Origin of the sequence: Streptomyces sp. NPDC013455 (assembly GCF_040632975.1) — a bacterium.
Classification (GTDB): Bacteria; Actinomycetota; Actinomycetes; order Streptomycetales; family Streptomycetaceae; genus Streptomyces.
In genome coordinates this window covers 50871-62023 of sequence record NZ_JBEYCX010000023.1, presented here as the reverse complement: position 1 = coordinate 62023, position 11153 = coordinate 50871, and the positions used below count along the sequence as shown (strand labels likewise).

The window sequence follows — 11153 nt, the reverse complement described above, 5'->3', positions numbered from 1 at the left end:
GCAAAGGCAGGCGACATACGACAGCGCGGCCGTGCGCCCCGAGCACAGCGCGCGCACGCCGCGCACGCCGAGCACGCCGCGCACGCCGAGCACAGTGAGCACGCCCCACGCAGACCGCCAGGCAAGGCCCGAGCACACCGAGACAGACGGGGGCACGAGGGAGGGGAGCGACCATGGCCTCGGACCACATCCGCCGCTGGGAGTCCGGAGCACTCGCGCACGCCGTCACGGACCCCTTCGGTCAGGGCCCGGTGCCCTGGCTGCGCGGCAGCGAGACGTACTTCGGCGACACCGGTCAGGTCGTGCCCTGGTACGTCGACCCCGGCCCGCGGCAGCTCACCGGCGGTGCCGGCACGCGAGTCCCGGCCCCCCGCGCGGCCGCCGCCGGCCCCCGCGCCGCCGACGACGTGCACCGCCAGATCAAGGGCTTCACCTCCACCGGCGCGGTCGCGCCCGGCGAGGCGATCGACTTCCGGATCACGGTCGACCCGCCGCAGGAGTTCAGCGTCGACATCTACCGCATCGGCCACTACGGCGGCGACGGCGCCGCCAAGATCACCACGAGCCCCCGGCTCTCCGGCATCGTCCAGCCCCCGCCGCTGACCGCCGACCGCACGGTCTCCTGCCACCACTGGTGGCTGTCCTGGCGCCTCCAGGTGCCCTCCTACTGGAGCATCGGCGCCTACGTGGCCGTCCTCACCACCGCCGACGGCTACCGCTCCCACGTACCGTTCACGGTCCGCGACGACCACCCCGCCGACCTGCTCCTGCTGCTGCCCGACATCACCTGGCAGGCCTACAACCTGTACCCGGAGGACGGCCGCACGGGCGCCAGCCTCTACCACGCCTGGGACGACGAGGGCCGGCTGCTCGGCGAGGCCGACGCGGCCACCACGGTCTCCTTCGACCGGCCGTACGCGGGCGCGGGCCTGCCCCTGCACGTGGGGCACGCCTACGACTTCATCCGCTGGGCCGAGCGGTACGGCTACGACCTCGCCTACGCCGACGCCCGCGATCTGCACGCCGGCCGCGTGGACCCCACCCGCTACCGGGGCCTGGTCTTCCCCGGGCACGACGAGTACTGGTCCGTGCCGATGCGCCGGGCCGTCGAGGACGCCCGCGACCGGGGCACCTCCCTGGTCTTCCTCTCCGCGAACACCATGTACTGGCAGGTCGACCTCGGGCCGGCCCCCTCCGGTGTCCCGGACCGGCTGCTGACCTGCCGCAAGCGCAAGGGGCCGGGCCGGCCGGTGCTCTGGCGGGAGATCGACCGGCCCGAGCAGCAGCTGGTCGGCATCCAGTACGCGGGCCGGGTGCCCGAGCCGCACCCGCTGATCGTCCGCAACGGCGGCCACTGGCTGTGGGAGGCGACCGGCGCGCACGAGGGCGAGGAGATCGAGGGACTGGTCGCCGGCGAGGCGGACCGGTACTTCCCGCGCACCGCGCTGCCCGAGCACGACGAGCGCGTCCTGCTCGCCCACTCGCCCTACACCGACAACGACGGCGCCCTGCGCCACCAGGAGACCTCCCTCTACCGTGCGCCCTCCGGTGCCTGGGTGTTCGCCTCCGGTACCTTCGCGTGGTCCCCGGCCCTGGACCGGCCCGAGCACGTCGACCCCCGCATCCAGCGGGCCACCGCGAACCTGCTGGACCGCATCTGCAAACGGGACTGACCCCCTGGCCGCACCCCGATCACCCGCATACGGGAGAATCGAGGCACTTGGACAGAACCACGGGGAGGAACCGTGTCCGGATTCGTAGAAAAGCCCGAGCCGATCGAGGTTCCGGGCCTGGTGCACCTGCACACCGGAAAGGTGCGCGAGCTGTACCGGAACGAGGCGGGCGACCTCGTGATGGTCGCCAGCGACCGCATCTCCGCCTACGACTGGGTGCTGCCCACCGAGATCCCCGACAAGGGCCGCATCCTGACGCAGCTCTCCCTGTGGTGGTTCGACCAGCTCCGCGACTTGGCCCCCAACCACGTGCTGAGTACCGAACTCCCCGAGGGCGCGCCGGCCGACTGGGCGGGCCGCACGCTGGTGTGCCGGTCGCTGGACATGGTCCCGGTGGAGTGCGTGGCCCGGGGCTACCTCACCGGCTCCGGTCTCGCCGAGTACCGGGAGTCCCGTACGGTCTGCGGCCTCGCCCTCCCCGAAGGCCTCGTCGACGGCTCCGAGCTCCCCGCCCCGATCTTCACCCCGGCCACCAAGGCCGAGGTCGGCGAGCACGACGAGAACGTCTCCTACGAGGAGGTGGCCCGCCAGGTCGGCGCGGAGACCGCCGCCCAGCTGCGCCAGGCCACGCTCGCCGTGTACGGGCGCGCCCGGGACATCGCCCGCGACCGGGGGATCGTCCTGGCCGACACCAAGTTCGAGTTCGGCTTCGACGGCGACACGCTCGTCCTCGCCGACGAGGTCCTCACCCCGGACTCCTCCCGCTTCTGGCCGGCCGACCGGTGGCAGCCGGGCCGGGCCCAGCCGTCGTACGACAAGCAGTTCGTGCGGGACTGGCTGACCTCGGCCGAGTCGGGCTGGGACCGCACAAGCGAGCAGCCCCCGCCGCCGCTTCCGGAGCAGGTCGTCCAGGCGACCCGGCAGAAGTACGTGGAGGCGTACGAGCGGCTGACGGGCACCGGCTGGTCGTAGCGGAACGGGCCCCCGGCGGGAACCGGGGGCAACGCGAGAAGCCCCCGGCGGGAACCGGGGGCTTCTGTCATGGAGCGGACGACGAGGCTCGAACTCGCGACCTCAACCTTGGCAAGGTTGCGCTCTACCAACTGAGCTACGTCCGCGTTGCGCCGTGGCGCGAGAGCAACTATACCCAACCTCGCCCGCGTGCGAGACGCACTGCCGCATGACGGTTCTCGGCGCCGAGCTTGGTGACGGCCGAGGAGAGGTAGTTCCGGACGGTCCCCGGCGACAGCGCGGCCCGCTCGGCGATCTCCGCGACCGGCGCCCCGTCGGCGGCCAGCTCCAGCACCTCGGCCTCCCGCGCGGTCAGCGGCGAGTCGCCGGCGGAGATCGCGTCGGCGGCCAACTCCGGATCGACGTAGCGGTTTCCGGCGTGCACGGTCCGGATGATCTCGGCGAGCCGCTGGGCACTGACGGTCTTCGGGACGAACCCGCGCACACCGGCCGCGAGCGCCCTCTTCAGGTGCCCGGGCCGCCCGTGCCCGGTGACGATCAGCACCTGGCAGCCGGGCAGTTCGGTACGCAGGGATGTGGCGACCTTCACACCGTCGGCGCCGGGCATCTGCAGATCCAGGACGGCCACGTCGGGTTCGTGCGCCCGGGCCATCGCCAGTGCCTCGGGTCCGCTCGCCGCCTCCGCGACGACCAGCAGGTCGTCCTCCAGGGACAGCAGGGCGGCCAGCGCCCCCCGGATCAGATGTTCGTCGTCGGCGAGCAACAGCCGTACCGGAGCGCTCACGAGGTGTCTCCTCTCACAGACCCAGGCTTCACAGCCGGTCGGATTTCACGGTCGTCAGGCTTCACAGCCGTCAGGCTTCACAGCCGTCAGGCTTCACAGTCGTCAGGCTTCACGGCGTCAGGCTCCACAGCCGTCGGGCTTCACCGTCGTCGGACGTCCATCGCCGTCGGGAGGCCGTCGCCGTCAGGAGTGCGCCGGTGCCAGGGGTACCTGCGCCACCAGCCGGAACCGGTCCCGGCCCGCCTCGACCAGTCCCGCCTCCAACGTCCCGCCCACCGCGGCGAGCCGCTCCCGCAGCCCGGCGAGTCCCGAGCCGCCGCTCGCGTCACCCGTCGCCCGGGCACCGTCGTTCTCCACCGTCAGCACCGCCAGCCCCTCCCGTACCGAAAGCCCCACCCGGCACCGGCCCGTGTCCCCGTGCCGCAGCACGTTGGTGGTCGCCTCGCGCACCACCCAGCCGAGCGCGGACTGCACGTCGGCGGGCAGTCCGCCGGTCTCCGCGCGGACCTCGCAGTCGATCCCGGCGGCCGCCAGCACGCCCTGGGCGCCCGCGAGTTCGGCACCGAGGTCGGCCTCACGGTAGCCGCGTACGACGGCCCGCACCTCGCGCTGGGACTCCTGCGCGATGCGCTGCACCTCGATCATCTGCTCCACGGCCTCCGGCCGTCCGCGCCGGGCCAGCCGGACGGCCAGTTCGCTCTTGAGGGAGATCACCGACAGGTTCCGGCCCAGCACGTCGTGCAGGTCCCGGCCGAACCGAAGTCGTTCCTCCGCGACGGCGAGCCGGGCCTCCACCTCGCGGGCGCGTTCGGCCTCCCACAGCACCGCCAGGGTCCAGGCGCCGCAGCGGCAGGCGAGCAGCGGGAACACCGTCTGGAAGGCGACCATCGCGCCGGTCGCCAGGAGGCCGGCACCGTCCCGGTCGGCGAGCCCGACGGCGGCCGTGAGCAGCAGCCCGAGGACCCCCGCCCCGCGCAGGAACACCCCTACCGGGACGGTGAGTACGTGTGGCAGCGCGAACGGCAGCAGCGAGGCGCCGAGCACCAGCCGGACCGTCACCGGGTCGGCCGCGTCCAGCGCGGCGAGGGCCACGCTCAGCACCAGCGCCAGCCCCAGCAGGACCGCCGGGAGCCGGCGGGCGCCGGCCGGCAGCCGGGCGCGCCCCAGGTAGTGGTCGAGGGCGGGGCGGGTCAGCCGGTTCGCGGCGGCGCACTGCAGGGCCGCCACCAGGACCAGCGCGGTCCCGAGGAACAGTGCCACGGGCCGGTGGTCGAGCCCTCCGACCAGGGGCAGCAGCAGCCAGCCGAGCGAGAAGAACCAGTACGTGACGTGCCAGGTGCCGACCGTGTACAGCTCGACCCGGTCCGCCTTGCCGCGCTCGCGCCAGTGCCGCTGCCACCGCCGTATCCGCCCCACCATGGGCGCCCCCCGTTCCTCAGCGCCGGGGCTCCCACCGGAACCACCGCCGTACAGCAAACACCGCCACCAGGGTCCAGGCCAGTGCGGTCGCGAGCGTGCCGAGTGCCTCGTACACGCTCAACCGGCCGGTCCAGCCCGCGCGGACGAGCCGGAGCGCGGGGGACAGCGGGAGCAGCTCGCAGACGGAGCGGAGCTTCTCCGGCATGACCTCGGTGGGGAACATGATCCCCGAGCCGATCATCGACGCGAACACCAGTGGGAGCGCGGTGACCTGGCCGCTTTCCACGGTCCGGGTGAAGGAGGCGGTGAGCGCGGCGAGCGCGGCGCTCAGCACCAGCCCGGCCGCGAGCCCCAGCAGGGTCAGGTACGGCGCCTTCGGTGCCCCGGCGTCCAGCAGGACCGCGCACCCGGCGCCCAGCAGCAGCGCCTGCCCCAGGCCCAGGGTCATGGCGGGCAGGGCGGTGCCGGTGAGGATCTCGGCGTCGGTGAGTTCGCCGGTGCGCAGTCGCTTGAGGACGAGCTCCTCGCGGCGGGCCACGTAGGCGTTGACGAGCGAGGTGTAGACGGCGAAGAGGAGGGAGAAGCCGATCGCGGCCGTGAGCATGGCCGCGCCGACACTGATGCCCTGCTTCTCCAGGTCCAGTCGGTCGAGGGCCGGCCGCACGCTGAAGGGCAGCGCGAGCGGCACGACGAGCGCGGTGAACACGACCCCGCGGTTGCGGCCGAGGAGGGTCAGCTCGGCCCGCGCCAGCGCGCGCAGCCGTCGTACGGAGGGGGCGGGGGCGCCCGTGGCCGGGCTGCTCATGCCGCCGCCTCCGTCCCCCGCTCCCGGCTTCGCCCGAGCGGGGGGACCCCCGTCCGCGCGATGCCGAGGAAGGCGTCCTCCAGCGAGGCGGAGCGCACGTCCAGGCCGCGCAGTGCGACACCGGCCCGCTCGGCCCAGACGAGGACCGCGGTGGCGGTCCGCTGCGGATCGCGGGTGCGCAGCCGCACGGCCCTGCCGTCGGTCTCGTGTCCGCAGACGCCGAGGTCGGCGAGGGGCGGCAGATCGCCGAGGAAGTAGCCCTCGGGCAGTTCGAAGGACATCCGGGAGGGCTGGCCCGCGGTGACCTCCGCCGGTGTGCCACAGGCGGCGATCCGGCCCTCGTGCAGGATGGCGAGCCGGTCGGCGAGGTCCTCGGCCTCCTCCAGGTAGTGCGTGGTGAGCAGCACGGTGGTGCCTGCCGCGCACAGCCGGCGCACCAGCTCCCAGGTGTCCCGGCGGCCCTCCGCGTCGAGCCCGGTCGTCGGCTCGTCGAGGAAGAGCACCTCGGGGTCGCCGAGCAGGGCGAGCGCCAGGTCCAGGCGTCTGCGCTCGCCGCCGGACAGCTGCTTGACCCGCACGCCCCGCTTGCCCGTGAGTCCCACCAGCTCCAGGACCTCCGCCTCCGGCCGGGGTCCGCTGGTGCAGCCGGCCCACATCCGGGCGGTCTCGGCGACGGTCAGCTCGGCGGGGAAGCCGCCTTCCTGGAGCATCACCCCGGTGCGCGGCCGTACGGCGGCCCGCTCGCGGTGGGGGTCGTGGCCGAGGACCCGGACCCGGCCGCCGGCCGGTGCGGCGAGCCCCTCCAGCAGTTCGACCGTCGATGTCTTCCCGGCGCCGTTGGTGCCCAGCAGGGCGAAGATCTCCCCCCGCGCCACGGAGAAGGTGATTCCGCGTACGGCCTCGAACCCGCCCCCGTAGACACGTCTGAGGTCGGTGACCTCGATCACGTTGTCGTGTCCGTCGATGTCCATGGCACCAGCGTTCCGGCGGCGCGCCCCGGCCGGCAGTGCGCGGTGTCACCTCTCGGCATGACAAATGTCAGAGCCGGGACCGAGCGGCGGACAACGCGGTAGGCGCGGAAGGCGCGGAAGGCGCGGAAGGCGCGGAAGGCGCGGAAGAGAACGAGAAGACGCGGAAGACAACGAGAAGACCCCGGTCCGATGGACCGGGGTCTTCATCCCGAGCGGACGACGAGGCTCGAACTCGCGACCTCAACCTTGGCAAGGTTGCGCTCTACCAACTGAGCTACGTCCGCACTGCTCCCGATCGGCTCCCACCGACCGGTGCGAGCACCAGCCTACCCGATCCACGGCAGTGGTCGTGACGGCGGTGCAGAGCGGGTGACAGGAATTGCACACTGCGCCTTCCCCCTGGAAGGGGGATGTTCTACTACTGAACTACACCCGCATGTCCTCGGGATCCGGCCTGTCGGCCTCGCCCCTCGGCGTGTCCCAGACATTAGCTGATCAGCAGGGGGGTTGCGCAAGTCGGCTCCCCTCCGCGGGTCCGGCGCGGGTCCGGCCACCCCAAGTGCACGGCCCTCAGGGCCCGCTGACAGACCCTGAGGACTCGCCCCTTCGCGGGCTCACTGGGCGGCGCTGAACGCCTCGTAGACCTTCTTCGGGATGCGTCCGCGGGCGGGGACGTCCATCTTGTTGGCCTGGGCCCAGGCGCGGACGGCCGCCGGGTCGGGGGCGACCTCCGTCTGCTTGTACGCCCTGCCGGACCGCGACCGCTTGCGGCCGGCTTCGACGTACGGCGCGAGCGCCTTGCGCAGTTTCTTGGCGTTGGTTTCGTTCAGGTCGATCTCGTACGACTTGCCGTCGAGTCCGAAGGCGATCGTCTCCGCCGCTTCCGAGCCGTCGATGTCGTCAAAGAGAGTGACCACGACCTTTTGCGCCACGAATATCGGTCCCTTCGTGCAGCACGTCGTTACAGCTCAACGCCGACGACGTGCCGAGTATCGGCTATTGCCAATTCATTTGTACAGTGCCCGGCAATGCAAAGTGAAGCCCGACTAAAACCGCCCGCGTGTCCGGGTCGCAATAGAAGTCACGGGCGGACTGGACGAACTTTCCCAGAACTTTTCGCGGGCGTGTCGCTTCGACACCCGATCGTGATGCGCCTCACGTAGTTTCCTCCAACTCTACCCGCGTAGAAATTTTGTGCGGGTAGTCTGAAGGGACCTGCTCAGCACCACACACCGGGAGTGCCAGTGGCACGCGTCGTAGTCGACGTCATGCTCAAGCCGGAGATCCTCGACCCCCAGGGCCAGGCGGTCCAGCGTGCGCTGCCGCGCCTGGGATTCGAAGGGATCTCGGACGTACGTCAGGGAAAGCGTTTCGAACTGGAAGTTGACGGGCCGGTCGACGAGGCCGCGCTCGCCCGGATCCGCGATCTTGCGGAATCCTTCCTCGCCAACACCGTGATCGAGGACTTCACCGTCCGGGTCGATGAAGTCGCGGAGGCGGCCAAGTGACCGCTCGTATTGGCGTCGTCACTTTCCCGGGCAGCCTGGACGACCGGGACACGCAGCGCGCGATCCGCCTCGCGGGCGCCGAGCCGGTCGCCCTCTGGCACAAGGACAAGGACCTCAAGCAGGTCGACGCCGTGGTCCTGTGCGGTGGTTTCTCCTACGGCGACTATCTGCGCGCCGGTGCCATCGCCCGCTTCTCGCCGGTGATGGAGCCCCTCATCGAGCAGGCGAAGGCCGGGCTGCCGGTCCTCGGCATCTGCAACGGCTTCCAGATCCTCACCGAGGCCCACCTCCTCCCGGGCGCGATGCTCGGCAACGACCACCTCCACTTCATCTGCCGCGACCAGAAGCTGCGGGTGGAGAACGCGGAGACCTCCTGGACCGCCGACTACCGCGCCGGCCAGGAGATCCACATTCCGCTGAAGAACATGGACGGCCGGTACGTCGCCGACGAGTACACCCTCGACAAGCTGGAGGCCGAGGGGCGGGTCGCCTTCCGCTACCTCGACTTCAACCCCAACGGTTCGCTGCGGGACATCGCCGGCATCACCAACGAGGCCGGGAACGTCGTCGGCCTCATGCCGCACCCCGAGCACGCCGTCGAGCCGCTGATCGGTACGGGCCGTACCGACGGGCTCCCGTTCTTCACCTCGATCCTCAAGAAGCTGGTCAACGCATGAGCCGGACGCCTCTGGACACGGTCGAGCACGCGGCCGCGACCCCCGACGTCGAGCTGCCCTGGGCCGAACTCGGCCTGAAGAAGGACGAGTACGAGCGGGTGGTGGAGATCCTCGGCCGCCGCCCGACCGGCGCCGAGCTCGCCATGTACTCGGTCATGTGGTCCGAGCACTGCTCGTACAAGTCCTCCAAGGTCCACCTGCGCCAGTTCGGCGAGAAGGCCCCCGAGTCCGACGCGATGCTCGTCGGCATCGGCGAGAACGCCGGTGTGGTGGACGTCGGCCAGGGCTACGCGGTCACCTTCAAGGTCGAGTCGCACAACCACCCGTCGTACGTCGAGCCCTACCAGGGCGCGGCCACGGGTGTCGGCGGCATCGTCCGCGACATCATCGCCATGGGCGCCCGCCCGGTCGCGGTGGTCGACCCGCTGCGCTTCGGCGCCGCCGACCACCCCGACACCAAGCGCGTCCTGCCGGGCGTGGTCGCCGGCATCGGCGGCTACGGCAACTGCCTGGGCCTGCCCAACATCGGCGGCGAGGTCGTCTTCGACGCCTGCTACCAGGGCAACCCGCTGGTCAACGCCGGTGCCATCGGTGTGATGCGGCACGAGGACATCCACCTCGCCAAGGCGTCCGGCACGGGCAACAAGGTCATCCTGTACGGAGCCCGGACCGGCGGTGACGGCATCGGCGGCGCCTCGATCCTGGCCTCGGAGACCTTCGACGACGCCAAGCCGTCGAAGCGCCCGGCCGTCCAGGTCGGCGACCCCTTCCAGGAGAAGCTCCTCATCGAGTGCACCCTGGAGGCGTTCAAGGAGAAGCTGGTCGTCGGCATCCAGGACCTCGGCGCGGCCGGGCTGTCCTGCGCCACCTCCGAGCTGGCCTCCAACGGCTCGGGCGGCATGCGCGTCACGCTGGACGACGTCCCGCTGCGCGACTCCACGCTCTCGCCGGAGGAGATCCTCATGAGCGAGTCGCAGGAACGCATGTGCGCGGTCGTGGAGCCGGAGAAGGTCGACCGCTTCCTGGAGATCTGCGAGAAGTGGGACGTCATCGCCACCGTCATCGGTGAGGTGACCGACGGCGACCGCCTGGAGATCTACTGGCACGGCGAGAAGATCGTCGACGTCGACCCGCGCACGGTGGCGCACGAGGGCCCGGTCTACGAGCGCCCGTACGCCCGCCCCGACTGGCAGGACGCCCTCCAGGCGGACGACGCGAACAAGCTGCCCCGCCCGGAGACGAGCGAGGAGCTGAAGAGCCAGGTCCTGAAGCTGGTGGCCTCGCCGAACCAGGCGTCGAAGAAGTGGATCACGTCCCAGTACGACCACTTCGTGCAGGGCAACACCGTCCTCGCCCAGCCGGAGGACTCCGGCATGATCCGCGTGGACGAGGAGTCCGGTCTCGGTGTCGCGATCGCGACCGACGGCAACGGCCGCTACGCGAAGCTCGACCCGTACACGGGCGCCCAGCTGGCCCTGGCCGAGGCGTACCGGAACGTCGCCACGACCGGCGCCAAGCCGCTGGCCGTCTCCGACTGCCTGAACTTCGGCTCGCCGGAGGACCCGGCGGTGATGTGGCAGTTCGCCGAGGCCGTGCGCGGTCTCGCGGATGCCTGCCAGCAGCTGGGCACCCCGGTGACCGGCGGCAACGTCTCGCTCTACAACCAGACCGGCGAGGTCGCCATCCACCCGACCCCGGTGGTGGCCGTGCTCGGCGTGATCGACGACGTCGCCCGCCGCACCCCGGTCGCCTTCCAGGAGGAGGGCCAGCTGCTCTACCTCCTCGGCGACACCCGGGAGGAGTTCGGCGGCTCGGCCTGGTCCCAGGTGGTCCACGACCACCTGGGCGGCCTGCCCCCGCGGGTCGACCTGGAGCGGGAGCGGCTGCTGGCCGAGATCCTGATCTCCGCCTCCCGCGACGGCATGATCGACTCCGCGCACGACCTGTCCGACGGCGGTCTGATCCAGGCCGTGGTCGAGTCCGCGCTGCTCGGCGGCAAGGGTGCCCGCCTGGTCGTCCCGGACGGTCTGGACGCCTTCACCTTCCTGCTGTCCGAGTCGGCCGGCCGCGCGATCGTCGCGGTGCCGCGTTCGGAGGAGATCCGCTTCAACGACATGTGCGGTGCGCGCGGCCTGCCGGCCACCCGCATCGGTGTCGTGGACGGTGACGCGGTGGAGGTCCAGGGCGAGTTCACCCTCTCCCTCGCCGAGCTGCGCGAGGCCCACGAGGGCACGATCCCGGCGCTGCTGGCGTAAGCGGCCGCGCAGGTACGCACCGCGGAGGCCCGCCCGTCGGCACGGGCGGGCCTTTCCGCGTACCGGCCGGGGCGGGTCTTCCGGGCGCC

General features: G+C 71.7%; 10 protein-coding genes and 3 tRNA genes. 5 read left to right on the top strand and 8 right to left on the bottom strand.

Annotated elements, in window-relative coordinates; all coding sequences use genetic code 11:
• Positions 1–173: 173 nt before the first annotated feature.
• The gene (locus tag ABZ576_RS29425; protein WP_360747313.1) at positions 174–1673 is read left to right on the top strand and encodes a N,N-dimethylformamidase beta subunit family domain-containing protein; all 1500 of its coding nucleotides are present in this window, start codon (positions 174–176) and stop codon (positions 1671–1673) included.
• Positions 1674–1745: 72 nt separating this feature from the next.
• A complete protein-coding gene (locus tag ABZ576_RS29420; RefSeq protein ID WP_360747310.1) occupies positions 1746–2645 on the top strand; it encodes a phosphoribosylaminoimidazolesuccinocarboxamide synthase in 900 nt (299 codons plus the stop codon).
• 70 nt (positions 2646–2715) lie between these two features.
• On the opposite strand, the gene ABZ576_RS29415 is transcribed toward ABZ576_RS29420, so the two are convergent.
• The 8 genes from ABZ576_RS29415 to ABZ576_RS29380 form a co-directional block, all read right to left on the bottom strand.
• Positions 2716–2791: transfer RNA gene (locus ABZ576_RS29415), tRNA-Gly, on the bottom strand.
• Positions 2792–2814: 23 nt separating this feature from the next.
• Entirely contained in the window at positions 2815–3429 is a 615-nt protein-coding gene (locus ABZ576_RS29410; RefSeq protein ID WP_360747308.1) for a response regulator transcription factor, read from the bottom strand.
• Positions 3430–3612: 183 nt separating this feature from the next.
• Positions 3613–4848 (bottom strand): histidine kinase, encoded by a 1236-nt coding sequence (locus tag ABZ576_RS29405; RefSeq protein WP_360747305.1) that lies wholly within the window; start codon positions 4846–4848, stop codon positions 3613–3615.
• 16 nt (positions 4849–4864) lie between these two features.
• The gene (locus ABZ576_RS29400) at positions 4865–5653 is read right to left on the bottom strand and encodes an ABC transporter permease (protein WP_360747301.1); all 789 of its coding nucleotides are present in this window, start codon (positions 5651–5653) and stop codon (positions 4865–4867) included.
• Positions 5650–6624, bottom strand: a complete 975-nt coding sequence (locus ABZ576_RS29395) for an ABC transporter ATP-binding protein (RefSeq protein WP_360747298.1) — start codon at positions 6622–6624, stop codon at positions 5650–5652. Before ABZ576_RS29395 ends, ABZ576_RS29400 begins: the two co-directional genes overlap by 4 nt.
• Positions 6625–6835: 211 nt before the next feature.
• A tRNA-Gly gene (locus tag ABZ576_RS29390) sits at positions 6836–6908 on the bottom strand.
• An 80-nt stretch (positions 6909–6988) separates the two neighbouring features.
• Positions 6989–7060, bottom strand: a tRNA-Gly gene (locus ABZ576_RS29385).
• 178 nt (positions 7061–7238) lie between these two features.
• Positions 7239–7556: an Lsr2 family protein gene (locus ABZ576_RS29380; RefSeq protein WP_351549740.1), complete on the bottom strand. Its 318-nt coding sequence runs from the start codon at positions 7554–7556 to the stop codon at positions 7239–7241.
• A 312-nt stretch (positions 7557–7868) separates the two neighbouring features.
• Here ABZ576_RS29380 and purS point away from each other — a divergent pair, with 312 nt between their 5' ends.
• The 3 genes from purS to purL are packed head-to-tail and all read left to right on the top strand — an operon-like array spanning position 7869 to position 11064.
• Positions 7869–8132, top strand: coding sequence for a phosphoribosylformylglycinamidine synthase subunit PurS (gene purS / locus ABZ576_RS29375; RefSeq protein ID WP_014673609.1), 264 nt, complete (start codon positions 7869–7871; stop codon positions 8130–8132).
• Complete coding sequence (gene purQ / locus ABZ576_RS29370; protein WP_360747295.1) at positions 8129–8809, top strand: phosphoribosylformylglycinamidine synthase subunit PurQ; 681 nt, start codon at positions 8129–8131, stop codon at positions 8807–8809. The genes purS and purQ overlap by 4 nt, the downstream gene beginning before the upstream one ends.
• Positions 8806–11064, top strand: a complete 2259-nt coding sequence (gene purL / locus ABZ576_RS29365) for a phosphoribosylformylglycinamidine synthase subunit PurL (RefSeq protein WP_360747292.1) — start codon at positions 8806–8808, stop codon at positions 11062–11064. Before purQ ends, purL begins: the two co-directional genes overlap by 4 nt.
• Positions 11065–11153 lie beyond the last annotated feature (89 nt).